Raw genomic sequence first — 25,870 nt, 5'->3', positions numbered from 1 at the left:
AGGCAATGAGGCAAAGCACGTGAACCAGATTTCTTCCATGCCCGTACGGTTCGATAGCCAGAATGATATTGAAGGCGGCGAGGCATCGTCTGGCGAGAGCTTTCTCAACGCCGTTTTGCGCGACAATTACAACCCTGACGCCCAGATGTCGCATATCCAGATCGAGGCTGTTTCGGCAGCCATCAGATCGCGTGGTCCTCATTGCAACATGCTGGTCTTCGGCCTTGGTAATGACAGCCCCCTCTGGGCCAACCTGAACAACGACGGCTACACGCTGTTTTTCGAGAATGCGCCACAGTGGATTGCCAAGGTTCAGAGCCAGCATCCCGAGTTGAACATCGAGCAGATGGACTATCCCTCCACCGTTGCGGCCTCGATGCAGAACCCGGCCGCACTGGTGCGCAGCGCGCAATTGCCCGAGAGCGTCAAGGCACGGCAATGGGATGTTATTCTGGTTGATGGCCCGATGGGCTGGATGCCAAACCTGCCTGGCCGCGCCCTTCCGCTGGTCTGGACGGCGCTTGTGGCGAAAAACGACACCCATGTTTTCGTGGATGACTACGAGCGCGAGCTGGAAAAAAGCTATGCGGATTTTCTGTTTGCTGGCCGCGCCAAAAACAGAAGCGTGGTCCTGCCACGGCCTGCGACGCCCAAGTTGAACGCCAGCAGCATGCTGTGGCTTTTTGGCGTATCGGACAGTCTTGCTCAGAAATGAGCTGAACTGAAGCGACGTGATGGATGACTTTAAAACAATACGGCCACGCCATGGTTACTAAAACCGATAGCGTGGCCGTAGTGGTATTGGCGTTAGTGGCTGCATCCGTGCGCAGCCAGTCCTTCTACTAGAAGAAGAACATGTAGAGCAGGACGATAACGACGAGGGGCACACCCATTGCCCACAGAACCAGACCTTTTAGCATGATAGTCTCCTTTATACCTGTGGACCTAACGGAACTCAGGGGCAAAGGTTCCTTGTTGATGCATCCCCAACGCGAAGCGCTATGGGAGTAAGGCGTTAAAAAGTCGATCGTCATCGCATTCGCGCCGATAGCATTTACGCTTCCGTCAGGAATTACTGTGTTCTGCAGCGACCGGTCTTTGTGGTTTCCTTGTCACCGTCATCATAGGCAATGCCGATCCGTTCACCAGCAAGGGAAGAGATCTTGCCAGCGTACCACTGGCCAGCGCCCTTGTAGTTGCACTCGACCCGCGTGCCGATCATCCAGTCATAGGGACGAACCTTGCTGATCGCGACGGTCTCGCGATCGCCATCGTCATAACGGATTGTGACTTTTCCACCTGAAATACTATCGATAACGCCCGGAAACCAATATCCGGCCCCCTTGTAGTTACCAAGAACCCAATCACCCTTGGTCTGTGCCGATGCGCCAGACGCAAATGTTGATACTGAACCAAGAATAACCGCTGCGATCAGAATTTTATTCATGACATCTTCCCTGGGAATAAACCCAATTTCGCTCGCCCAAATAGCGGAAACGGCTCCAAAATCACTAAGCACAAATTCAGTAATCCATATGGACTGAACACGGCATTAATACTTGAGATCAATACTGATTTATTTCATTTTACACTGCGTATATTCTGATAACATAATATTGCACGCAGGGATTCTAGATTTAAACACAAATATTATGGACGATTCGGTATCAGCGATATTTTGGTCGAGGTGGCGGCATCTGATTTTCCGAGGGACATAAGCCTCTTCAGGACGTGATCGTTACAAAAAAGCAATTGTGGCAAAAAATATTCATTTGGGCTGATGTCGGCACTGCCGCACCGCCGTAAATCTGCTAGGGGACATCATCTCCCATCTCTCTGACACCGCTTACAAAGGAAATTTCCATGCGTTTTCGCAGCTTAACATTGGCAGGGCTGGCGATTGCCCTTTCAGCCTGCACCACGACCACACCTTCATTGGCACCTAAAAGCGCTGTTGAAACGCGCTGGGTCGGCCAGTCTGCAGGCGTGTTCTTTGCCAAGTTTGGCCCGCCGCTGACTGACGTCACCAATGGCAGCACGACGACCTATACATGGCGTGGTGGTTTCAGAAACGCGAAGATTCCTGCCAAGTTCGAAGAAGGCAAGGACGGAAAGCGCGGACGCCAGATTTCGGCTGCACGCAATGCCAGCCTTTCCTGCACAGTGCAGATCGTTGTTGGCGGCGACTACAAGATCAATTCGGTTCGCACCGTTTCCGACCGTCCCGGCGTCAACGGCCCGAGCTATTGCGCAGAGTTTCTCGCAGGCGAATAAGGCCTGAGCCACTGCTTCTCAAAGCCCGCCGATTTCTAGATCAGGCGGGCTTTTTTATGGCCATTGCGTGGTCCGCGCCGAGGCGTGAAAAGGCCGATATTCGCAAAAAGGCAAGGTCGCACATCAGATATGCGCACAGCGCAATCCTTTACTTTCAATCGATTAGATACCTATTAGCGTCTGCCGACACGCCGCTTGCACCCCATGATGCCATGAGGCCTATGACACGGAAAAATAAGGCAAAATGTCGCAGCCTTGAGTTCTGAAACGCCGTTTGCGAAATTTTTCACGGGAAGCTGCATTTTCCAGGCTTGCGTAAGCCGGGCCTGACCCTGGGCCCTTCCCCGAGTTGTCTTACAGCTATCGATGCGTTATTGCGCCGCACAAATTGAAGATTATCAATTAGTTTAGGAAAAGACGTGAGCAGAAACGACAAGGGCAAAGGCCTGACAACCGAATTCTCGAACAACGACTTTACCATGAACCGCCGTCAGGTGCTTGGCACGGCGTTTGCGGGCCTTGCGGCTGCCGCGCTGCCGGGCGCGCCTGCACTGGCGCAGGCTGCCGACAAGCAGGTTGATGTGCTGTTGATTGGCGGCGGCATTATGAGCGCGACGCTTGGCGTCTGGCTGCACGAGCTGGAGCCGAACTGGTCCATCGAAATGCTTGAACGCCTCGACGCGGTGGCACTGGAAAGCTCCAATGGCTGGAACAATGCAGGCACCGGTCACTCGGCGCTTGCCGAGTTGAACTATACGCCAGAAACCGCCAATGGCGGCATCGACATTTCCAAGGCCATCGAAATCAACGAGGCTTTCCAGATTTCGCGCCAGTTCTGGGCATGGCAGGTGCGCAACGGCGTTTTGAAGAACCCGCGCTCCTTCATCAACCACACGCCGCATATGAGCTTTGTTTGGGGCGAGGAAAACATCGCCTATCTTGAAAAGCGCTATGAGGCGCTGAAGGCCAGCCCGCTTTTTGCCGGGATGCAGTATTCCAGCGACCCGGAACAGATCAAGAAATGGGTTCCGTTGATGATGGAGGGTCGCGACCCGAACCAGAAAATCGGCGCGACATGGTCTCCGCTCGGCACCGACATGGAATTTGGCGAGATTACCCGCCAGTTCGTCGCGCATCTGCAAACGCAGAAGTCTTTCAACCTTCAGACTTCAAGCGAAGTTACCGCCATCGAGCGCAACAGCGATGGCACATGGCGCGTGACATATAGCAACCTCAAGGATGATTCCGAGCGGACGGTTGACGCCAAGTTCGTCTTCGTTGGTGCAGGCGGCGGTGCCATCCATCTGTTGCAGATGTCCGGCATTCCTGAAGGCGAAGCCTATGGCGGCTTCCCGGTCGGGGGCTCGTTCCTCGTCAACGAAAACCCTGACGTGACCATGCTGCATCTGGCCAAGGCCTATGGCAAGGCATCGGTCGGTTCTCCGCCCATGTCGGTTCCTCACCTCGACACGCGCGTTATTGGCGGCAAGCGCGTCGTGCTGTTTGGACCATTCGCGACCTTCTCCACGAAGTTCCTGAAGGAAGGCTCTTATTTCGACCTGATGACATCGACCACGATGAGCAATGCGTGGCCGATGATGAGCGTTGGTATCGACGAGTATCCGCTGGTGGAATATCTGGCTGGTCAGTTGATGATGTCTGATGACGACCGTTTCGCTGCGTTGCAGGAATATTTCCCGGGCGCCAAACAGGGTGAATGGCGCCTGTGGCAGGCGGGCCAGCGCGTGCAGATCATCAAGCGCGATGCGGAAAAGGGCGGCGTTTTGAAGCTCGGCACCGAAATCGTCAGCGCCAAGGATGGCAGCATCGCGGCTCTCCTCGGTGCATCTCCGGGCGCATCGACGGCGGCTCCCATCATGCTCAACGTGCTGGAGAAGGTTTTCAAGGACAAGGTCGCTTCGCCAGAGTGGCAGGCCAAGATCCGCGAGATCGTTCCAAGCTACGGCACGAAGCTGAACGCAGACCCCGAAAAGGTTATGCAGGAATGGGCTTACACAAGCGAGCACCTGCAGCTTCCAACCCCGCCGCAGATCGACATGACAGCCATCAATGCAGCCCCCGGCGCTGGCGTTGGTGAGCCAGCGGCAAAGCGTCCTGACATGGCGCTCTAGTTAGGCATCAGCTTTACAGAATGAGAAAAGGCACGTCGCAAGACGTGCCTTTTTCGTTGGAAACCGTTGCAGGCCTTAGCCGGTCGAGCCGCTTTTCAGCTGCTGCTCCGGCGGGCGTGGCGTTGGCACGGGCAGATCTGTGGCGGTTGCCCAGGTGGTGATTGTCCGAACCTGTCCTGATGTCTGGGGTTTCAGGAAGGTTTCGTGGCCCGGAAGCCCCATGGGGTAAAGTGCTTCGCGCTCGGCCTCATAGGCGACACTCTTGTCCGTGCAAAGCCGGATGCGCATATCCTGTGGTGCAACATCGCTGCGGTTTTGAATGGCTTCCAGCGAACCGGATGCAGGAAGCTTGCCGTCGAACGCTTCCGTCAGATATTTGGCGGCGCGTTCGTTGCGCTCGCGCTCCGTCGTCGCGCCAAGGATCACGACCATCACGCGCTTGCCATTGCGGGTGGCAAGACCAACATAGTTTCGGCCTGAGGCACAGAGAAAGCCGGTCTTCATTCCGACGGTTCCGTCAAAGCTGGTCAGCAAGGCGTTGTTGGACTTGATTTCCTTGCCATCGATGATGACGGCTGCCCCCTGGAAGAAACGGCTATATTCCGGATAGGCCTGCTCGATCTCCATGCCGAGAATGGCCAGATCGCGCGCCGTCGAATAGTTGCTGCGATCAAACAAACCATTTGGGCTTGCGAAATGCGTGCCTGTCATTCCAAGGCGTTGCACCTGCGCATTCATGCGCTGAATGAACGCAGTTTCGCTCGGCGCAACTGCCTCCGCCAAAGCCACGGCGACATCATTGGCAGACGCCGTCAGTGCTGCATAAAGCGCGTCTTCAAGCGTCATGGTTCGGCCAAAGGTCAGGCCGGATTCGAGGAAGGCCTGCTTTGTCGCGTTGCGCGTCATCATGACAGGAGTGGAAAGGGTAACTTCACCGGCCCGCAGCGCTTCAAACACGACCAACGCCGTCATCAGCTTGGTGGTGGATGCAGGATACCACGGCACGCCGGCGTCTTCCTGATAAAGGACCTGACGGCTGGCGGTATCGACAACCAGAACCGGCGTGGCATTGGCCGTTCCCGCTGCCAGAAGGGACGTGGCGACAACAATCCGTGCCCACATGTGTTGAGCCAATTTTGGTTTCATCAAGCGTCGGTCTCCAAGCCTGTCATATCAGGTGTTCGTCTGCGCGGTTTTTCCGACACCTGCATAAATCCCTGAGAGGGAATGTCCATAAGCAAGCTGCGATAAAATGCTGCCACCAATGGGGCTGCGGCTGGGCTGAGCATCATAGGCGGCGGCCAATCAAGTCATTGACCTTGCGCGCAAAGACATCATTCTGGAACGGCTTCGTCATCACATGCATGCCCTGCTCCAGATGGCCGTGGTTGAGAACGGCATTTTCCGCGTAACCGGTTATGAAGAGAACGCCGAGGTCTGGCCGGGCGATGCGCGCCGCTTCCGCCAGTTGGCGCCCGTTCATGCCATTGGGTAATCCGACATCGGTCACAAGGAGATTGATCTGGGTATCGGCATTGAGGATGGCCAAAGCGGATTTTCCGTCATCGGCTTCCAGAACCCGGTATCCGAGCTCTTCCAGTTGCTCGACGGCAACCATCCGAACCAGAGGTTCGTCATCCACCACCAGCACAGTTTCGCCGCCGCTCGATTGCGGTGCGGGTGCCTGTTGGGCCTCACCACCCTCTTCCGCATCGGCCTCTGCGCCGTGGCGCGGCAGGTAGATGCTGATCGTGGTGCCTGCGCCAATTCTGGAATCGATACGCACCGCACCGTTTGATTGACCTGCAAAACCATGCACCATGGAAAGGCCAAGCCCTGTGCCCTGGCCGATGGGCTTGGTGGTGTAGAAAGGATCAAAGGCCCGCGACATGACTTCTGCCGACATGCCTGTGCCGGAATCTGCAACGCACAGGCAGATATATTCACCGGCTTTCAGGCCCACGTCTTTTGCCGCGCGCGCATCCAGCCAGTGGTTGCCGGTCTTGATGGTCAACGTCCCACCATCGGGCATGGCATCGCGCGCATTGATACATAGGTTGAGCAGCGCATTTTCAAGCTGCCCCGCATCGACAAAGGTTGTCCAGAGATTGTCAGCCGCATCGGTTTTAACCTCGATGCTGGGGCCGATACTGCGATGGACAAGCTCCAGCATGCCGGTAACAAGAGCGTTCACATCGGTGGTTTTCGGGGCCAGCGTCTGGCGGCGCGAAAAGGCCAGAAGCCTCTGCGTCAAAGCCGCGGCGCGTTTGGTTGCACCGGTTGCGCCAACGATATAGCGATCCAACTCGCCAACACGCCCCTGGGCAAGGCGCGTCTTCATCATCTCCAAGCTTCCGGCAATGCCAGCTAGAATATTGTTGAAATCATGAGCCAAGCCGCCGGTGAGTTGTCCTATGGCCTCGATTTTCTGCGCCTGCCGCAACTGCTCCTGCGCATCGGCAAGCTCTTCTTCCTGAGCCTTGTAATCCGAGAGATCACGGCCGACCGCGATGAAATTCACATTGTCGGCTTCTGGCGATACCGTCCAGCCGATGGGCGTCCACACACCGCTTTTGGTCAGGATGCGGTTTTCAAATTTTGTCGGCTGGGCGGTCTTTGCCATTTCCACCAGTGCCGCCGTTGTTCCTGGCACGTCTTCAGGGTGGATGATATCGACGTAAGGGTTGGTCAGCAGTTCCTGCTCGCTCCAACCCAGAACCTTGCCCCATGCAGGATTAACGGCTGACATTTCCCCGTCATAGCTGGCACGGGCCAGCATATCCTGCGAAAGCCGCCAGAGCTGGTCGCGTTCGGCGCGGGCAATTTTCTCATTGGTCACATCACGGATGATGCAGTAAATCTTGCCATTCTCTGGCACGCAGACCCAGGAAAACCACCGATACGCACCGTACTTCGTCCGGTATCTGTTCTCGACTTCGATAACGGCTTCACCGCCGATCAACCTGGCGAGGGCACCTTTAGCACCGGCTATATCGTCCGGGTGCAGCAGGTCGGTATACATAAAGTCGCGCATTTCATGGGCGCTATATCCCAGCGTCTTGCCCCAAGCGGGGTTGGTGGCAAGAAAGCGGCCTTCCATGTCCACGACAGCCAGCATATCGGGGTTGATGTTCCAGGTCGTGCCCTGTTCCAGCACGCGTTCAAGAACCTGACGCTCCAGGTCTTCATTCAGCGCTTCAAGCTGCCTTGCCGCTTTGACCCGCTCGGATGTGTCACGCAACACGGCGAAAACGCCGAGTGTCGTGCCATCTTCATCGGCCACCGGCGAATAGTCGAGATCCAGCCACACCTCTTCGGCGATGCCATTTCTATACAGCGTCAGAGGCTGATCCTTATAGGATAGCGTTTTGCCAGCCATGCCGGACTTCATGACATGATCGTTGAACTCTGCGGCCTCCGGCCACGCCTCACGAACAGCGGAGCCCATCAGGCCGGGATGTCTTTTGCCCGCGATTTCGACATAGGCATCGTTGTAGATCATCACGCCGTCATCGCCCCACATGGTGGCTATGGCAACGGGAGAACGCAGCATCGTCGCCACGATGGTCTGAATGGTCACGCTCCAGCTCTCAATGGGCCCAAGCGAGGTTTTGGACCAGTCGAAGCGATGGATGACGTCGGCCGCCTCGCCGCTTTCGGGCAAACAGGATGGCCGGGAAGAACCTGCGGGCATTCAAAACTCCAGACGCAAAAACGCTATAAGGCTTTTAAGGGGGTTTTCGTTCACCTCACAACGCAAGTTTTTGACATGACGGCCCTGCATATGAGGCATGGCCATCCATGGGCGCTCCATTCTGGCTCGCAAATCGAGTGTTGAGGAAACAGGGTTCAACAGAATTTCGTCCTTCTCTGTTCTTCAAGGAACCGCATATCACCACATGCGTTCACCGCTTCGCGTGGCCATGCTAAAGGCTAGCGCATGTCACACGTTCACCTGCCCGACCGCCCACAGCCCTTTGTGCTGCCTGTTGAAAAGGCCAACGATGTGACCCTTTTTGGGCATGAGGCGGGATAAAGACATGGACTTTCCGAAAACTGTGAGCGCCGTAACCGCCGGTTCGACCTATCCGAAGACCGATGGGGCGTCGTCCAATATGCTCTCAGGACGAACGGTGTTGATCCTAATCGGCGTGGCGTTTCTGCTGCGTGTGGGTGAGGATATCTTCATTCCGCTGGCGCTCGCCCTGCTCTTATCCTTCACGCTGGCACCCATCGTTTCATTTTTGCGCAAACGATCTGTGCCGAAAATACTGGCGGTCATTCTTGCCGTCATCTCAGCTTTCACCGCCATCGCCATTTTCAGCTTCATCGTGGCGACCCAGGTCTCAAACCTCGCCGCCAATATTCCCACATACCAGCGCAACATTGTGAGCAAGGTGCAAACACTGGCGCAGGCTGGTGCTGGCAACGGTTTGCTGGACCATCTCAGCAAGGTCGCGGAGCGGGTGGGTGCCGAGATTCAGGTAAGGGCCGTGGAAAGTCAGGATGAGGCGACGCCCGTGGCGCCGCCCCGCGAGCCGATGCCTGTCGAAATCATCGCCCGGTCCAACCCGTTGCAGACGCTCGGAAACCTGATCTTGCCCTTGATCAGCCCCTTTGCAACGGCGGGCCTTGTCATCGTTCTCGTCGTTTTCATGCTTCTGGAGCGGGAAGATCTGCGCGACCGCTTTATCCGGCTGGTGGGCCTGAGTGACCTGCACCGCACCACCGCAGCGCTCCAGGATGCAGGCAAACGCGTTGGCAAATATCTGCTGATGCAGCTCGTCGTAAATACGCTCTACGCTGTGCCCATTACCATTGGTCTGTGGGTGCTCGGCATTCCCAACGCCATACTCTGGGGATTGCTGACGCTGGTGTTGCGGTTCGTTCCCTATATTGGCCCCGTCATCGGCATGATCCTGCCCTTGTTTCTGGCTCTGGCAATTGCACCCGGCTGGTCGCTAGTCGCGTGGGTGGCGGCGCTGTTCATCACGATCGAGGTCATCAGCAACAATGTGGTGGAGCCCTGGCTTTACGGCTCCCATACGGGTCTTTCTCCGCTCGCGATCATCGTTTCCGCGATCTTCTGGTCGTGGCTGTGGGGGCCGATCGGGCTGATGCTCTCCACACCGCTGACCGTGTGCCTTGTGGTTCTGGGGCGCTATGTTCCGCAATTCGGCTTTCTCGACGTCCTGCTTGGCAATGAGCCAGTGCTGGAGCTCCATGAAAAGCTGTATCAAAGACTGCTGGCGGGCGATCCGAACGAGGCGACCGACAATGCCGAGGAATATCTAAAGGAAGAATATCTCGTCGATTATTACGACAAGGTCGGGCTGCCAGCGCTGCTGCTGGGTGAGATGGACCGCCAGCGCGGTGTCATGTCCGACGCGCAGATCGGGCTGTTTTCCACCAGTTCGTTGACGCTGGTCGATAATCTCTCCGACATTGCCGACGAGGAGGAAAACGAAGAGGACGAGGCTGAGACCTCCGTTACGGTCGATGACCCCACCGAGTTGCCGGATGGCCGCGGCCAGACTATCCTGTGTCTTGGCGGACGCGGCGCAATAGACGATGCTGCCGCTGCCATGCTCTCGCAGATCATCGAAATCCAAGGCGCAGAGGTTTCATCCGCCAGCTATGCCGGATTTGCCGGTCGTGGCACGCAAGGATTTGCCATAGATGGTGTCGAAACGGTCGTGGTCTCGTTCCTCAATGGCAATTCCAAATCCCATGCCCGCCAGATCATCAGGCGCTTGAAGCGGGCAAGGCCAAAATTGCGGGTGGGCATTTTGATGCCAACCGCCGACGGACAGAATTTCGGGCAGATCGATGCCGCCGAAATCAGCGCCGATTTCATCGCAACATCCATGAGTGAGGCAGCGCGGCTTGCCCTGACCAAATCCACACCAAGGGAACTAACGGTTATCGCCAGAAAGATCGGTCGCCCGAGACTGAAAGCTGCCAAACCGATAGAGGCCGCCTAGACTTCCAGCACTGGCTGAGGCCATCGGATGAGGGCCTCACGCCCGGCGTCCGTCAGGCCATAAATGCCTCTGTCCAGACGTTCGAACCAGCCATAGACATTGGACTGCAGGATTTTCGTGGCCTCGGGAATACGTTGCCTCACATCACGAACGCGCAAGGGAGCCTCAGCAAGAACCGCTGCGCAACCTAGTGCCTGCTGTCGATAGGCGGTCATGACAGGTGTGCGGGTGCTGCCGCCCAAAACCGGGTCGCCTCGCCTTTTCTGGTGCTCACGAACCAGCCTTGATCGCCGCTTGGCATTGGTGCGCGGCATGGGAGAAACGGATGCAACGATGATGCTGACATCGCCAAGATCGGACACGCCCAGCATGCCAATGCCGAGGCGGCGGCACAGATCCCTGTAACGCTTGTCAGCCTCCCGCCCCTTGCCCTTGGCCGAAATTCTTGCCGCAATCCAGACCTCGTCAGACACCGCAGCGCGGTCGACAGCCTGCAGGATAAGTTCGAGATTGAATGTCAGCTTCAGCTCGCACACGACCACAACAGGCGGATCATCGCCACTCAGCCCTACCAGATCGCACCCGCCGATCTCTCCTTTTACAGAAAAGCCAGCGGCTTCCAGAAACGCTTTGACAGGCAAATAGAGCGAAGTTTCCATGCGGACTGACTATCAAATCAGCCCGTAGTGGACAAGGTAACGCTCGGACGTCATGTGCCGTCTAAGGCCCCACGTGCAAGTCTTCACCAATCAGGCAGCAGTCATGCTTCTGACCGCAACCTCTTCGAACATCCGTCCGAGATTGAGAAAGCAGATCATGCCGTCCGGCTGCGCGATGATACCGTCTGCATAGCGCATGCCCGGCGATACGCTGATCTCCGGTACTGGCTGAAGCATGTTTTCGGGAATCGTCAGAATATCGGAGACCCGATCAACAACCAGTCCCATCGCCAGACCATGAACCTCAGCCACAACGATGGCGCTCCGTTCATTGGGTTCAGTGCTGTCCATACCAAGCTTGTTGGCGAGATCGATGATCGGAATAACCGTGCCACGCAGGTTCATAACACCAATGACGTCAGGCGGCGAGTTTGGGATCGGCATCGCTGGGCCCCATCCCCGGATCTCTCGGATGGTTCTTGTGAGCACGCAGAACGTTTGATCGTGCAGCCTAAATGCGATGATTTCGAACGTGCCGGTCGAGTTAGGACCGCTTTCCATAACAGACATCAGAATTCCCCCAGCTTTACTTAGGCGCAGTACTTTCCAAAAGCACTCGCTATCTTACCGACCAAGCGTTTTGCAGACGGCGCAACTAGGCGATGAGCGGTGTCTACTACCTTAACGGTAGATAAGATTTTCTGCAACGCGCTTCCAAGCTGGAATTGCGAAATCAATTCGCGCCAGCGAGGCGCTCGGGTTACTTGTATTTTCAACCCCGAAGGCGACAGGCAAGAAGAGCACTTTAAAGTTCAATGAGAGAGTTATTCGGCTGCATCAAATAGCAATGGCTGGGGCGCCAGGATTCGAACCTGGGAATGCCGGTACCAAAAACCGGTGCCTTACCGCTTGGCGACGCCCCAACAGGGCAGTGGGCGAAGCGCCACGACCTGAATGCGGCCTGATTAGCAAAGCGCAATGGCAGCGGCAATCATTAAGTTGCGTGGCGCGCAATATTTCTTGTGTGTCGGTATAATTCTTCATGTTACGTCAGGGGGTACGACGCCGCCTGCCCTATCGTCGCAAGACCGGGCTTCGTACACTGTGATGAATGCAGGCAGTGAGCATCATCAAAATCGAATACGAGTGAGCATTGACTGAGCCTATGACAGACCCGGAATTCAACCGCGATTTTCAGCCCGCTTATGGCAATGCGGTGCCTGTGGCCGATGGCGTGCAGCGCATCACCGTCAACAATCCCTCACCTTTCACCTTTCATGGCACCAACAGCTATATTGTCGGCGAAAAATCCGTTGCGGTGATTGATCCGGGACCGGATGACGATGCGCATTTTCACGCCTTGATGGCCGCTCTGGAAGGCCGCGAACTGACCCATATCTTCGTCAGCCATACGCACCGCGACCACTCGCCGCTGGCGGCGCGGTTGAGCGAGGCGACCGGCGCGCTGACCGTTGCGGAAGGGCCGCATCGCGCCGCAAGGCCGTTGCACGAGGGCGAGCGGAACCCATTCGCCGAAAGCTCGGATACCGCTTTCGTGCCGGATATCGTACTTGGCGATAACCAGAGCCTATCTGGCGATGGCTGGACGCTGACGGCGCTGCATACGCCCGGCCACACGGCCAATCATTCCGCTTTTGCGCTTGAGGGTACCGGTATCGTTTTTTCGGCTGATCACGTCATGGCTTGGGCAACGACCATCGTTGCGCCACCGGATGGTTCGATGAGCGATTACATGGCGTCGCTGACAAAACTTCTGGAGCGGGACGACAGGCTGTTTCTGCCCGGCCATGGCGGGCCGGTCAACGAACCCACGGCCTTCATGCGTGGCCTTCGCACCCACCGGCGCATGCGCGAAAAAGCAGTGTTGGCACGTCTCCATGCGGGTGACCGAACCATTCCTGAAATGGTGAAAATCATCTACAGAAGCACCGACCCGCGCTTGCATGGCGCAGCGGCACTTTCAGTCCTCGCGCATATGGAAGACCTGCTCGAAAAAGGGTACGTGCAGACGGATGGTCCCCCGTCTTTGAACGGGCTTTATTTTCCAACCTGAAGAGCGAGCCGCGCTGTACGTCAGTTGTCGTTGAGGCCCTGCATTTCGGCGTCCAGCGCATCGAGATAGGCCTCGGCGATTTTCGCGCCCATGCCCAGATCATGGGGGCCAAAGCGCGACGCAACGCGGACATCCACCAGCGTGGTTTCAGTGTCTTCGCGCAGCCTTATGAGAACATCAAAGCGCAGGCCCCAGATGAGGCTGCGCGTCTCGCCCTGCATCACAACCACGCCGCTGCCATTGAAGAAGGTCGGTGCCGGAGCCTCTGCAGGGCGAGCCAGAGGCACGGGCACATTGGCCGGCAACTCATCGACCGGCGTATCGCTTGCTCCTTCGTTCTGGTCCTGCTGCGGCATGCCGGGCTGCGTATCCGGCAGCGATCCGATCAGACCATCGGTGTGGGAAATGCGAATGCGCTCGGCCTTTGCGACCTTGCGGGCCGCCGCATAGACGCGGTCGATGGCGCCTTCATAGCGGTGGCCTGCAAGGCTTGGATAGGCCGCTACCTGTACATCCCTCTCCGCTTTGGAAACGACCAGCGGATGTGGCAACCATTGCTGGTTGGCGGTTGGAATGGATAGCCAGTTCGGCGCGTCCACCACATCTGTCGTCACATCGTAAATGTGGGGCTTTTGCCAATAGAGAAAACCCGCAAATGCCACCACGCCCAAGGGGATGGCGGCGAAGAAGATGGCGCAGAGCGACCACAGCCCGCCTTTCGCGCCTGTTGACCAAAGCCGCTGGAGCCCGATGAGGGCCAATAGCAGCGCGACAGCGGCAATGGCTGCGGAGATGAGCGTGAGCGAAATGAAGTCCGGCAGCGTCAGCGGGCCGAAGCGATGCAGGGGAGCCGCGATCAGAAACAGAAGAAGCGCCGCCAGCCCGAGATATCGGGAAAGATATGCCGCATAGGACACGGGCCGAACGAAACGCACAGTCATAAGGCGGCACCTGGCTTGGCATGTCGCTGCTGCAAACACTGAAACCGTTTGCACAACATGCCCTAGTATTTCAACAAGAGCGTTCCGCGCAAAACATCCGATTTTGCAGGGAATCGCCGGGACATCCCGTCATAATGGGTTTTGGGTTCAAATGGAATCTACCCAACCTTTGCGCAGAGCTGCACTTTTCTCAAAGCGCGAACAATCGTATCAAGGAAACACAGGGCAGCCCTGCTTGCTGCCATCAAGGAGTTATCATCATGCGCGTTTCCATCGTTCTCGGCACAATCGCAACCGTGCTATCGCTGTCATCCTGCCAGACACTGACGCCAGAAGAACAGCGCGCCCGCGACGAAACGACCTGCCGTGGCTATGGCTTCCGCCCCAACACCGACCCAATGGCCGGATGCCTGTTGGATCTCGATCTCGACCGCCGCGCCGACACACGCGCCTGGCAGGCGCAATCCAGCCGCGACATGTTCTACCGCCCCGTGGTGGTGGAGCGCCGCATCATCGTGCAGAACCGCTAAAGCGTTACACCTTCGCCGGAAGAGCCCTGAACGGCACGACCCGCGAAACGGTCTTCGCGTTGCGCTTATCCGTCATGGCAAGGGTTGCCTGCGCCGCAGACAGCCTAGCAATCGGCACGCGGAAGGGCGAGCAGGAGACGTAATCCAGCCCCACATCCTCGCAGAAATGGATGGAGGTCGGATCACCGCCATGTTCACCGCAGATGCCGAGTTTAAGCTCTGGCCGGGTCTGGCGACCACGGTCTGCGGCGATGCGGATCAGTTCACCCACGCCATCGAAATCCAGCGAGACGAAGGGGTCACGCTCGATAATGCCCTTGCGCTGGTAGGTTTCGATGAAGCGGGCGGCGTCATCACGGGAAATACCGAAAGTCGTCTGCGTCAGGTCATTGGTGCCGAAGGAGAAGAATTCCGCAGCCTCGGCAATGACGTGAGCCCGCAAGGCAGCGCGCGGCAGCTCGATCATGGTTCCGGTCAGATATTCCAGCGTCATGCCGGTTTCCCGCGCCACCGACACGGCGACACCATCAATGACAGCGCGGACATAATCCAGCTCTGAACGCAGACCAACCAGCGGCACCATAATCTCCGGCACCACGGGTGCGCCGGTCAGGCGAGCAGCTTCGACCGCCGCTTCAAAAATGGCGCGGGCCTGCATTTCAGCGATTTCCGGATAGGAGATTGCCAGACGGCAACCGCGATGGCCGAGCATGGGGTTGAATTCGTGCAGCGCATCCAGCCGTTGCCGGAACAGGGTTTGCGACATGCCCATGGCGGCGGCGACCTCGACGATCTCGCCATCGGTCTTGGGCAGAAATTCGTGCAGTGGCGGGTCCAGCAGACGGATGGTGACCGGCATGCCGTGCATGATGGAAAACAGCTCGGTAAAATCCTGACGCTGCATGGGCAGCAACTGATCGAGTGCGGCGCGCCTGCCCTCTTCAGTTTCAGCAAGGATCATTTCCCGCATCACCTGAATGCGGTCGCCCTCGAAGAACATGTGTTCGGTGCGGCACAGGCCGATGCCTTCCGCGCCGAACGCGCGTGCGGCGCGGGCATCTGCCGGGGTATCGGCATTGGTGCGCACCGTCATGCGCCGGGTGCTATCGGCCCATTCCATCAGCTTGGCGAAATCGCCAGACAGTTCCGGCTGGCTCATCGGGACTTCACCCTTCATCACACGGCCGGACGAGCCGTCGATGGTGATGACATCACCCTTTTTCAGCATGCATCCCACGCCGATCAACACATTGCTGCGCAGATCCACCCGCATGGAGCCAGCGCCGGAAACGCAGGGTATGCCCATGCCGCGAGCGACGACTGCCGCATGGCTGGTCATGCCGCCACGGGTGGTGAGGATGCCTTCTGCGGCGTGCATGCCGTGAATATCTTCCGGGCTCGTTTCCATGCGCACCAGAATAACGCGGCGTCCTTCGGCTTTGGCGGCAACCGCCTCATCGGAGGTAAACACGATCTCGCCGGATGCCGCACCCGGCGAGGCCGGAAGGCCAGAGCCGATAATCGGGCGCTCGACAGATGGATCGATGGTGGGGTGCAGCAACTGGTCAAGCGATGAGGGCTCGATACGGCAGATGGCCTCATCCTTGGAAATCAGGCCCTCCGCCACCATATCGACGGCAATCTTCATTGCCGCCTTGGTCGTGCGCTTGCCGGCGCGGGTCTGCAGCATCCACAATTTGCCGCGCTCAATGGTGAACTCCATGTCCTGCATATCGCGGTAATGGCTTTCAAGGCGCTGGCAAATGCCGATGAATCCCGCGAAGGCCTCCGGCATCAGCTTTTCCATGGAAGGCTTGTCGGAGCCGGAACAGATGCGCGCATCTTCGGTAATGGATTGCGGCGTGCGAATGCCCGCGACCACATCTTCCCCCTGCGCATTGACCAGAAACTCGCCGTAAAGCTCCTTTTCTCCAGTCGATGGATTGCGGGTGAAGGCGACGCCGGTGGCCGAGGACGAGCCGAGATTGCCGAACACCATGGCCTGCACATTGACCGCAGTTCCCCAGTCTCCGGGAATGTTGTGCAGATGGCGGTAGGTGACGGCGCGGGTGTTCATCCAGCTTGCAAAGACGGCACCGATGGCACCCCACAATTGGACCTGCGTATCCTGCGGAAAGGGATCGTCAAGCTCTTCCTCGATCAAGCCCTTGTAGAGCGACACGATATGCTGCCATTCACTGGCGGAAAGCTCGGTGTCATATTCATGGCCGAGGCGACCCTTCTCGTCTTCGAGAATTTCCTCGAAGATTTCATGGTCGAGCCCCATCACGACATCGGCATACATCTGAATGAAGCGGCGGTAGCTATCCCAGGCAAACCGGGCGTCGCCGGAAATTTCGGCCAGCGCCTGCACGGTTTCGTCATTGAGGCCGAGATTGAGAACCGTGTCCATCATGCCGGGCATGGAGGCGCGCGCGCCTGAGCGGATCGAAAGAAGCAGCGGCTGAGGTCCCGCACCAAAGGTGCAGCCGGTAATGGCTTCCATGCCGCGCAAGCCAGTGGTGACCTGAAGTTTCAACTCTTCGGGAAGGTTGCGGCCACTCTGATGGTAGCGCGCACAGGCTTCGCTGATGATGGTGAGGCCCGGAGGAACAGGCAGGCCGAGGCTTGCCATTTCGGCAAGATGGGCACCCTTGCCACCCAGCACGGCAAAATCGCTCGCACGCCCTTCGGCGGCCCCGTCGCCGAATGTATAGACCCATTTTTTCATTCTACGCTCTCCACCCAGAAGCGTTCTATTTTTCAACCCTTTACAGCATTGTCATAGTGTTGGAAACGGCAGTTCTTACACCATTGCACGGCAGTGCAGCATAAATGCGGCGCATGTGTTGATAAAATCAAACCGCCCGCGACAAGCGCGAGCGGTTTGGATAGCCTCTAAAGTGGATCAGTTCTGCTGTGAGCTCGGGCTTAAAACTCTTCCCAACCGGATTTGGCAGCGGCATTGCCATTGAAGGCAGACGCAATCTTGCGGCCCAATGCGCGGGCGGGAGAATGAACCGGACGTTCCGCTGAGGTGGCTTGGCGAACCGGCGCCTCGTAGCCTCCCTCTCCCAGCTTGAACTGACCCAGCAGGCGGTTGAGCGAAGCCGCCTCACGGGCCAGCCCATGGCTGGCTGCCGTCTGCTCTTCGACCATGGCGGCGTTCTTCTGTGTGTCCTGATCCATCTGGTTCACAGCCGTATTGATCTGCTGCAGACCGGACGACTGCTCCTGTGCCGCATCCACAATCGCCACAACGTGACGGTTGATATCCTGCACCTCAGCCACGATGGCTTCCAGTGCACGCCCCGTTTCGCCGACCAGTTGCACGCCCTGCTGGACCTGCGTGTTGGATGTGGTGATCAGGCCCTTGATATCCTTGGCGGCATTGGCGGAGCGTTGCGCCAGTTCGCGGACTTCCTGAGCAACGACAGCAAAGCCTTTGCCTGCCTCACCCGCACGGGCTGCTTCGACGCCCGCATTCAGTGCAAGAAGGTTTGTCTGGAAGGCAATCTCGTCGATGACGCTGATGATTTTGGAGATTTCAGACGAAGACTTTTCGATCTGCTCCATGGCGACAACAGCATTGCGCACCACCTTACCGGACTGCTCGGCACCAGTGTGGGCCTTTGCCACGATGTGTCCGGCTTCCTGGGCGCGTTTTGTGGAATCCTTAACCGTGGTGGTGATCTCTTCCAGAGCCGCTGCGGTTTCCTCGACCGACGCTGCCTGCTGTTCCGTACGCCTGGCCAGATCATCGGCAGCGGCGCGTATTTCATTGGCAGCGGCGTCGATACCGCGGGCATTTTCGGCCACCTGGCTCAGCGCAGACTGAAGCTTTTCGGCAGAGGCGTTGAAGTTTGCACGAACCGCATCGAGATGGGCGGCAAAGGGCTGGCTGATGCGGTAGGACACATCGCCGTTCGAGAGACGCGACAGCGCAGATGCCAGGTTTTCGACAGCAAAGCTGGTATCTGCCGCTTCCTTCGCCTTCTGCTCCTCGCGGGCAAGGCGTTCCTTCTCGGACAGGCTGCGATTGGCGTCAGCTTCTCCTTCCAGACGGATCCTCTCAATAGCATTGTTGCGGAAAATGACCACATTCTGTGCCATTTTTCCGATCTCGTCCTTGCGGTCTGCGCCGGGAATTTCCAGATCGACATTGCCTGACGCCAGCGATGACATGGAGCCCGTCATCAATTGAATGGGCTTGATAACGCCGCGCGTGACAATGAGAACGCACACAGTCGCCAGCGCCAAGGCAATCGCACCGAGGACAGCCAGGGTATGTAGGATGAAGGATCTGAGATCATCACCGGCCACCAAACCGTCTTTGGCTGCGGTCAATTGTATGTCGATCAGTTTCGAAACGGATTCTCCCAGGGGATCGATGATTGCATAGAGTTGGGTATCGGCAAATTTGCTGATTTCTTCCAGATTACCACCCTGCAAAAGCGTGATGACGCCCTGTAGTTTCTGGTCCGCCGATTGGCGCAGGAGTTGAAATTCGTCGGCAAGCCGCTTCTCGTCCACCGTGAGATACGTCGCCATATAATCCGTCCAGGACTTCTCTATGCTCTGCATAGCACCCCGGATGCTCTGGACACCCTGGTCAGTGGTCAGCGCCCCGCCACTCACCTTGTGAACGGTGTCCACAATCTTGACGGCATAATCATCGGATATGGATTTAAGCTGCGCCATGGGGACAACACGGTCCGCCACGATGCTGTGCAGCAATTTCCCTTCTTCATTCAAAGCATAAAGAGAGAACAAGGAGGTCACGGCAAGTATTGCAACAAGAAAAAATACGCATGATAAAAGCTTAGAACGAATAGACATAGATATCCTCTTGAGCAGCACAGAACCGCGGAATCGCGGTGGCTCGTATGGCATTGAACGATGTACAGAATGCGTGATGAAGAGTGATATCGAACTATTAATTAGATATGAATCATGTTTGATATGGCAATAAATTCAGCAATTTACACGCCGCCTGATCACGCAGCGACAGCTCCGGGTGAGAACACCAATCAGAGGGTGTGTAATAGTTTATTAATATTTCCTGAAATCCAACCATTGAGAGAAAGTATAAGGCAGCACTTAACAGGAATTGATAATTATCAAAAACATGCCGTTACGTCAGATCCGACCGCGCAGGCATTTATTTTTGTAAAATGACAAAAAAAAACGACGGTCAGGCGCTCAAACGGCTTCGATTAATCGCTCTGCCATCTGCAAATCGACGGAAACAAGTTGCGAAACGCCCTGCTCTGCCATGGTGACACCGAACAGGCGGTCCATGCGCGCCATGGTGATGGGGTTGTGGGTGATGATGACGAAGCGCGTTTCGGTCGATGCGACCATCTCGTCCATAAGGTTGCAATAACGCTCGACATTGTGGTCATCCAGCGGTGCATCCACCTCGTCCAGCACGCAGATGGGTGCGGGGTTGGTGAGGAACACGGCAAAGATCAGCGCCATGGCCGTCAAGGCCTGCTCACCGCCGGATAGCAGCGTCATGGTCTGCGGTTTCTTGCCGGGTGGGCGGGCGAGAATTTCAAGCCCCGCCTCCAGCGGATCATCCGATTCGATCAATTGCAGCTCCGCCGTGCCACCGCCGAAGAGGTGGGTGAACAGACGCTGGAACTGGGTGTTGACGATATCGAAGGCGGCGACCAGACGCTCACGACCTTCGCGGTTGAGATTATGAATGCCTGCCCGCAGTTTGCGAACGGCGTCGATGATGTCGTCGCGTTCCTTGATGAGCGCCGCCAGCTTTGCCGAAAGCTCGGCCTGCTCCTCCTCGGCACGCAGATTGACCGCGCCCAGACGTTCGCGCTCGATTTTCAGCCGGTCCAGATCCCGCTCGACATCGCGGATTTCCGGCATGGGCGCATCGACGGCAAGGCCCGTCAAGCGGAAGGCCATATGCGGCTCGACATTCAGCGCTTCACGAATGCGGTGCTCGCCTTCCTGCCGCTTCTCGCGGGCCGAAACCAGACGTTCTTCCGCACGTCCGCGCTTTTCACGGGCTTCCGCCAGTTCGGACAAGGCAATGGTTGCGACGCGATCCGCCTGACGCTGATGGTTTTCTGCCTCCACCAGTTGGTCGGCGGCCAGACGCCGGGCCTCTTCCGTTTTTTGCAACTCCGTCAGAAGATTGCGGCGCTTCTCATCGAATTCTTCCGGCGCGATATCCAGTTCCGCAAGCTCGTCACGGGCCTCGTCTTCACGCTCGCGAAGCGTGGCAATGTGGCCGCTGGCGCTTGCCGCCCGCGCCTGCCATGTGGCGCGCTCCTGCGCGATGGCGTTGATCCGGCGCTGGCGCACCTCGGCCTCGCGGCTCAGACCTTCGTGCCGTGCGCGGGCTTCTGCCAGCAGGCTGCGGTCGGTTGCGACCTCCAGCTGGGTTTCCTTGAGGCGCAGGTCTATATCGGAGAGATCGGCGGCGTCATCAAGCTCGATCAGGGCATTTTCTTCCTGAACGACGATCTCCTCGATCTGTCCGCCGATCTGCTTGATAGCTTCAGACACGACATCGCGGCGGCGCAAAAGATCGCCGGAAGCACGTTCGGCCATCGAAAGCGCATCACGGGCATCCACCAGCTGGCGGGATGCCAGACGGCTTCTTTCCCGCGCATCGGCAAGCTGGCTCTCGGCGGAGCCAATCTCATCGGCGCATGCTGCAAGCTGCTCCTGCGCTTCGTCAAGGCCGTAGCGCGCCTCTTCGCTCTCATGTTCCAGCTCAGCGAGGCGGTTCTTCTGGGAGAGCCTGAGCGCCGCATTGCCCGGCGCATCCGCACCGGCAATGTGTCCATCCCAACGCACCAGCGCGCCGTCCTTCGTAACCAGACGCTGGCCTGGTTTCAGCGCGGACATAAACCGCATGGCCTCGTCCATGCTGGAGACCAGACCAGTCTGGCGAAGGGTGCGGTTCAAAGCACTTGGGCCCTCGACATGCGACAGCAGCGAGGCAATACCTGCTGGTAAAACCGGATCGTCGGCACCATCGCCATTATCAGTCCAGTATGCGGCAGCGGCGGAATCGAGCGGGCTTTCGAGATCATCCCCAAGTGCTGCGCCAAGGGCTGCTTCAAAGCCGCGCTGCACCGTCAGGTCTTCGGCTACAGGCGTGAAGGAGCCGGAGACGGCACCGGCTGCCAGCATTTTTGAAATGGTGCGCGCTTCGGTTTCCAGCGCGTTGAGGCGGTTGCGCGCAGCCTCCACCGGGCCTCGCGCCAGCGCTTCGGCGGAACGGGCATCGGCAACAGCGGTCTCGGCATCCTCCACCACGACCATCGCGTCTTCGACCGCAATTTCTGCCGCCTCTACGCTTTCGCGTTTTTCCGATGGATCGGGCAGACGGGACAGCTTTTCATCGATGTTTTCAATCTCGCCAGCAGCTTCCGATGCCTGACGGTCCAGCCGGGCCTTCCGGTCTGCAAGATCACGAATGGTTCGTTCCAGTTGCCCGCGATTGGCGGCGGCGTCTGCACGCTGCGCCGTCAAGGCTGTGAAAGCCTGCTCACTCCGGGCCAGCTTGTCTGATGCTTCCGCGAAGGCTTGGCGCGTTTCTTCAGAATAGCGACCAGCATCAGCCAGCATCTCCTGAATTTCCGCCTCTTCATCATCAAGGCGCTGGAGAATGTCGGCATTGTCGGCGACCATGCGTTCTTCACGCACTATATCCTCGCCAAGCTGCGCAAGGCGGCGGGCAAGCTCATCGCGACGACGCAGAATACGGTTGGTTTCTTCGTCCAGTTGTGTCCGCGCAATCTGCAGGCGTTGCAGGGCAGCGGCAACTCTGGCTTCGTTTTCGCGCAGTTCCGGCAGCCGCAGGCTGGCAATGGCCTGCTCCTTGGCCGCTTCCATCTGCCGTTGCGCTTTTTCGGCCACGATGTTGGTCGCCTGATTAAGCGCGCTGTCCGCCTCGCCTTCCGCCTGCTTGGCTTCCACCCATCGAATATGCAGCAGCGTTGCCTCGCGGGCGCGAATATCTGACGATAGCATCTTGAAGCGGCTGGCCTGTCGCGCTTGCCGCTTCAGGCTTTCGATCTGACTTTCAAGTTGGGCGGTAACATCTTCCAGCCGCTCGAGATTTGTCTCGGCAGCGCGCAGGCGCAGTTCAGCCTCGTGACGGCGCGAATGCAGACCGGAAATGCCCGCCGCTTCTTCCAGCAACTGCCGCCGCGCCTGTGGCTTGGCATTGATGAGTTCGCCAATGCGGCCCTGCCCCACCATTGAGGGCGAGCGCGCGCCGGTGGAGGCATCCGCAAACAGAAGCTGCACATCCTTGGCGCGGGCTTCCTTGCCGTTGATGCGGTAGACCGAGCCGTTTTCACGCTCGATACGGCGTGTGACCTGAATTTCATCCGCATCGTTGAAGGCGGCGGGCGCTGTGCGGTCTGAATTGTCGAGATAAAGGCCGACTTCGGCCGTGTTGCGGGCCGGACGGTTGCCGGAGCCGGAGAAGATGACGTCATCCATGCCTGACGCGCGCATGTTCTTGTAGGAGTTTTCACCCATCACCCAACGAAGGGCTTCCACAAGGTTGGACTTGCCGCAGCCATTGGGGCCGACGACGCCGGTCAGCCCTGGCTCAATGATGAATTCGGAGGGCTCGACAAAGGACTTGAAGCCGAGAAGACGCAGCTTGTTGAATTTCATGCCGCTGCCCAATTATTAAAGAAAACGGCATCAAAAAAAACGGGCGCACGGATGTATCCGTCGCCCGTTTTTGTCAGGTTACGTCTATTAGAGCAGGCTGTCGACAAGCGCCGACATTTTTTCAACAGACATATCTCCAGCGTAGCGCTTTCCATTGATGATGAAGGTCGGGGTCGAATTGACGCCGAATTCCGTCGCACCGCGTTGCATCGTTGCGTTCACATCATCCAGAAGCTTCTGGTTCGTCAAGCAGGCCTCGAAGGTCTCCTGTGAAAAACCGGCCAGTTTCGACATTTGCAGCAGGGCTGCGCGTGCATCCTGCGCGGTTGCCCAGCTCTGCTGCTGCTTGAACAGCATGGACACGAACGGATAATACTGCTGCTCTGGCGCGCAACGGGCCAGCATGAACGCAGCCGCCGCACGTGGGTCGAACGGGAATTCGCGGATGACGAAGTAGACCTTGCCGGTATCGATGTACTTCTTCTTGATTTCTTCAAATGTGGTGTTGTGGAAATGTGCGCAGTGCGGGCAGGTCATCGACATGTATTCGACGATCTTGACCTTCGCATTCACGTCTCCAAGGCCACGATCCGGCAGCGGGCCGGGCTTCATCACCGCGTCCATATCCACATTGCCGGATGATTCGGGCAATTCCTGCGCAAAGGCGGAGCCCGGTGTCAGTGCGAATGGCAGGGCGACAGCAACTGCGGCCAGTGCAACACCGCCAAGAAGGCTGCGGCGAGAGATATTGAATTCTGGAAAATGCATCTAGCACCTGTGTGTGAAAGACTGAAATTGTCTACAATTGCGATATAGTGGCTGCCCGAGCAGAACAAGCGGCCATTTCTTTTCTTCTTGTCAAAGAATTGTGACCAGTCAAGGACCGTCTGGACTTAGACCTGCGTCAAATCGTGCCACGGCGGACACGCTTTTGCAAAACGGCAGTGCCCAGACGCTCAACCGCCTTGCGCAGCACATCGCTTTCAATGCCGTCCATCATGCCTTCCAGCCGTTTTGCGGCATCACCGCGCAGCGGCTGTGGCTTGGGGCGACGGTTGAGAGTCCGCGACACCGGCTTCTGCACAATCCTGATTTGGCGCACGGCGGGAAAACCGAAGAAACCGTTGATACGGGCAATCAACTCCCCCTGCGCATGGGTCAGGAACAGGGCACGCGCACCTTCGCAGGCAATGGTCAGCACGCCCGCCTGATATCCTCCGCGATCCGGCCCCTCATCGCGGCGTGGCCAGGTAATCTTTTCCGGCCGTGTACAATCGGCAAAGTCCGCGCCGGCGATTTCATCCCATGAACCGAGAAGCGCGGTGCTGATACCGGCTCTCTTGGCCAGAACGGGATCGATGATGCCGTTTGCGATTTCGGCAATCTGGATAACGCCTCTGCGTGGCTTTTTCATTGTTTACTCATGGACTCTTTTTTGCCTGCATGTGATGGGCTTGATCGACGCAAGCGGATGGACCAAGTATAGGCCCAATATGAGGGCCACAGCAAACCATGCTTCAGAAAACTGACAACCCGCCTTACGCGGACGTGCTGCTGGAATGGTATGACCGGCACCATCGCGACCTGCCATGGCGCACATCACCGCCCATGACGGCTAAGGGTTTGCGGGCCAATCCCTATCACGTCTGGCTTTCGGAAGTGATGCTGCAACAAACCACCGTGCAGGCGGTGAAACCCTATTTCGCCAAGTTTCTGGCGCTCTGGCCAAGGGTCGAGGATCTTGCCGCCGCGCCCAGCGACGATGTGATGGCGGCATGGGCTGGCCTTGGCTATTACGCCCGCGCCCGCAACCTGAAAAAATGCGCCGAAGTGGTTGCCAGTGAGCATGGCGGCACGTTTCCCGACACGGAAGAAGGCTTGAAAAAACTTCCCGGCATTGGCGATTATACGGCAGCAGCCGTGGCGGCCATCGCGTTTAATCGGCAATCGGCTGTACTGGATGGCAATGTGGAACGGGTCATTTCCCGCCTGTTTTGCATCGACGCCCCCCTGCCCGGCTCCAAGCCTGCCATGAGGGCAAAGGTGGCGCAGATTACGCCCGCGGACCGCCCAGGCGATTTCGCCCAGGCGATGATGGATCTGGGTGCAACAATCTGTACGCCGAAACGTCCGGCCTGTGCGCTCTGTCCCTATAAGGAGCACTGTCTGGCGCTGGCGCAGGATGAGCCGGAGCGTTTTCCGGTGAAAGCCGCCAAGAAGGCAAAGCCGGTGCGTTTGGGTGCCGCATTCGTTGCGGTGAACGATAAGGGCGAAATCCTTCTTCGCCGCCGGATTGAAACTGGATTGCTGGGTGGCATGACGGAAGTGCCGACGACCGCATGGACGTCACGCATCGATGGCGGCACCGGCACAGACCACGCGCCATTTTCTGCGGACTGGGAGCCCGCGGGCACCATTACCCACGTCTTCACCCATTTTGAACTGCGGCTCTCGATCTACCGGGCCAAGGTAACGAGCGCGCAGATGCGCCTGACCAATGACGGATGGTGGGAGCCGGTCACAAATCTTGATGCACAGGCTCTGCCAACGGTGATGAAAAAAGCCATCGCACAGGCTATTCCATTGGCCTTCGACACTGCTTAGGAAAC

General features: G+C 57.8%; 19 protein-coding genes, 1 tRNA gene and 1 pseudogene. 8 read left to right on the top strand and 13 right to left on the bottom strand.

The window, feature by feature from the left end; translation table 11 throughout:
• Positions 1–19: 19 nt before the first annotated feature.
• Positions 20–715: a hypothetical protein gene (locus ACQZ51_RS03435; RefSeq protein ID WP_448775184.1), complete on the top strand. Its 696-nt coding sequence runs from the start codon at positions 20–22 to the stop codon at positions 713–715.
• Positions 716–1,072: 357 nt separating this feature from the next.
• On the opposite strand, the gene ACQZ51_RS03430 is transcribed toward ACQZ51_RS03435, so the two are convergent.
• Positions 1,073–1,447 carry a tudor domain-containing protein gene (locus ACQZ51_RS03430; protein ID WP_448775182.1) on the bottom strand — a complete coding sequence of 125 codons (375 nt, stop codon included), beginning with the start codon at positions 1,445–1,447 and terminating at the stop codon, positions 1,073–1,075.
• Positions 1,448–1,863: 416 nt separating this feature from the next.
• Here ACQZ51_RS03430 and ACQZ51_RS03425 point away from each other — a divergent pair, with 416 nt between their 5' ends.
• Both ACQZ51_RS03425 and mqo read left to right on the top strand, forming a co-directional pair.
• Entirely contained in the window at positions 1,864–2,274 is a 411-nt protein-coding gene (locus tag ACQZ51_RS03425) for a hypothetical protein (protein WP_042618216.1), read from the top strand.
• Between the two features lie 479 nt (positions 2,275–2,753).
• On the top strand, positions 2,754–4,406 hold the full coding sequence (gene mqo / locus ACQZ51_RS03420) for a malate dehydrogenase (quinone) (RefSeq protein WP_448775758.1): 1,653 nt from the start codon (positions 2,754–2,756) through the stop codon (positions 4,404–4,406).
• 75 nt (positions 4,407–4,481) lie between these two features.
• On the opposite strand, the gene ACQZ51_RS03415 is transcribed toward mqo, so the two are convergent.
• The 3 genes and pseudogenes from ACQZ51_RS03415 to ACQZ51_RS03405 form a co-directional block, all read right to left on the bottom strand.
• Complete coding sequence (locus ACQZ51_RS03415; RefSeq protein ID WP_448775180.1) at positions 4,482–5,552, bottom strand: D-alanyl-D-alanine carboxypeptidase family protein; 1,071 nt, start codon at positions 5,550–5,552, stop codon at positions 4,482–4,484.
• Positions 5,553–5,694: 142 nt separating this feature from the next.
• Positions 5,695–7,563, bottom strand: a complete 1,869-nt coding sequence (locus ACQZ51_RS03410; protein ID WP_448775756.1) for a PAS domain S-box protein — start codon at positions 7,561–7,563, stop codon at positions 5,695–5,697.
• Positions 7,564–7,617: 54 nt separating this feature from the next.
• A pseudogene (locus tag ACQZ51_RS03405) lies at positions 7,618–7,959 on the bottom strand (PAS domain-containing protein); the annotation flags it as partial.
• 487 nt (positions 7,960–8,446) lie between these two features.
• Here ACQZ51_RS03405 and ACQZ51_RS03400 point away from each other — a divergent pair.
• The gene (locus tag ACQZ51_RS03400) at positions 8,447–10,390 is read left to right on the top strand and encodes an AI-2E family transporter (RefSeq protein ID WP_448775178.1); all 1,944 of its coding nucleotides are present in this window, start codon (positions 8,447–8,449) and stop codon (positions 10,388–10,390) included.
• Here the strand turns inward: ACQZ51_RS03400 and ACQZ51_RS03395 are convergent.
• The 3 genes from ACQZ51_RS03395 to ACQZ51_RS03385 form a co-directional block, all read right to left on the bottom strand.
• Positions 10,387–11,049: a DUF2161 domain-containing phosphodiesterase gene (locus ACQZ51_RS03395; RefSeq protein WP_448775177.1), complete on the bottom strand. Its 663-nt coding sequence runs from the start codon at positions 11,047–11,049 to the stop codon at positions 10,387–10,389. The genes ACQZ51_RS03400 and ACQZ51_RS03395 overlap by 4 nt on opposite strands.
• 90 nt (positions 11,050–11,139) lie before the next feature.
• Positions 11,140–11,619, bottom strand: a complete 480-nt coding sequence (locus tag ACQZ51_RS03390; RefSeq protein WP_448775176.1) for a chemotaxis protein CheW — start codon at positions 11,617–11,619, stop codon at positions 11,140–11,142.
• Between the two features lie 278 nt (positions 11,620–11,897).
• A tRNA-Gln gene (locus ACQZ51_RS03385) sits at positions 11,898–11,972 on the bottom strand.
• Between the two features lie 242 nt (positions 11,973–12,214).
• Between ACQZ51_RS03385 and ACQZ51_RS03380 the strand changes: the two genes are divergently transcribed.
• Positions 12,215–13,123, top strand: a complete 909-nt coding sequence (locus ACQZ51_RS03380) for an MBL fold metallo-hydrolase (protein WP_448775754.1) — start codon at positions 12,215–12,217, stop codon at positions 13,121–13,123.
• Positions 13,124–13,143: 20 nt separating this feature from the next.
• Here ACQZ51_RS03380 and ACQZ51_RS03375 read toward each other — a convergent pair whose 3' ends face one another.
• On the bottom strand, positions 13,144–14,064 hold the full coding sequence (locus tag ACQZ51_RS03375) for a DUF1499 domain-containing protein (protein WP_448775174.1): 921 nt from the start codon (positions 14,062–14,064) through the stop codon (positions 13,144–13,146).
• A 260-nt stretch (positions 14,065–14,324) separates the two neighbouring features.
• Here ACQZ51_RS03375 and ACQZ51_RS03370 point away from each other — a divergent pair, with 260 nt between their 5' ends.
• Entirely contained in the window at positions 14,325–14,594 is a 270-nt protein-coding gene (locus ACQZ51_RS03370) for a hypothetical protein (protein ID WP_042618436.1), read from the top strand.
• Positions 14,595–14,598: 4 nt separating this feature from the next.
• Here the strand turns inward: ACQZ51_RS03370 and ppdK are convergent, their stop codons facing one another.
• On the bottom strand, positions 14,599–17,325 hold the full coding sequence (ppdK, locus tag ACQZ51_RS03365; protein WP_448775172.1) for a pyruvate, phosphate dikinase: 2,727 nt from the start codon (positions 17,323–17,325) through the stop codon (positions 14,599–14,601).
• Positions 17,326–17,525: 200 nt separating this feature from the next.
• On the bottom strand, positions 17,526–19,433 hold the full coding sequence (locus ACQZ51_RS03360; RefSeq protein ID WP_448775170.1) for a HAMP domain-containing methyl-accepting chemotaxis protein: 1,908 nt from the start codon (positions 19,431–19,433) through the stop codon (positions 17,526–17,528).
• Between the two features lie 114 nt (positions 19,434–19,547).
• On the opposite strand from ACQZ51_RS03360, the gene ACQZ51_RS03355 reads away from it, so the two are divergent.
• A complete protein-coding gene (locus tag ACQZ51_RS03355) occupies positions 19,548–19,772 on the top strand; it encodes a hypothetical protein (protein WP_448775169.1) in 225 nt (74 codons plus the stop codon).
• Positions 19,773–19,796: 24 nt separating this feature from the next.
• Here the strand turns inward: ACQZ51_RS03355 and ACQZ51_RS03350 are convergent, their stop codons facing one another.
• The 3 genes from ACQZ51_RS03350 to ACQZ51_RS03340 all read right to left on the bottom strand — a co-directional run bounded on the left by ACQZ51_RS03350 (position 19,797) and on the right by ACQZ51_RS03340 (position 24,675).
• Complete coding sequence (locus ACQZ51_RS03350; protein ID WP_448775168.1) at positions 19,797–23,261, bottom strand: chromosome segregation SMC family protein; 3,465 nt, start codon at positions 23,259–23,261, stop codon at positions 19,797–19,799.
• Positions 23,262–23,348: 87 nt separating this feature from the next.
• Entirely contained in the window at positions 23,349–24,029 is a 681-nt protein-coding gene (locus tag ACQZ51_RS03345) for a DsbA family protein (protein WP_192063573.1), read from the bottom strand.
• A 136-nt stretch (positions 24,030–24,165) separates the two neighbouring features.
• The gene (locus tag ACQZ51_RS03340; protein WP_042618197.1) at positions 24,166–24,675 is read right to left on the bottom strand and encodes a DUF721 domain-containing protein; all 510 of its coding nucleotides are present in this window, start codon (positions 24,673–24,675) and stop codon (positions 24,166–24,168) included.
• Between the two features lie 98 nt (positions 24,676–24,773).
• Between ACQZ51_RS03340 and mutY the strand changes: the two genes are divergently transcribed.
• A complete protein-coding gene (gene mutY, locus ACQZ51_RS03335; protein ID WP_448775166.1) occupies positions 24,774–25,865 on the top strand; it encodes an A/G-specific adenine glycosylase in 1,092 nt (363 codons plus the stop codon).
• Positions 25,866–25,870 lie beyond the last annotated feature (5 nt).

The sequence above is a fragment of the Agrobacterium sp. CG674 genome (assembly GCF_053521645.1).
The sequence above is the reverse complement of the archived record's forward strand: the minus strand, read 5'-3'. Positions and strand labels throughout refer to the sequence as shown.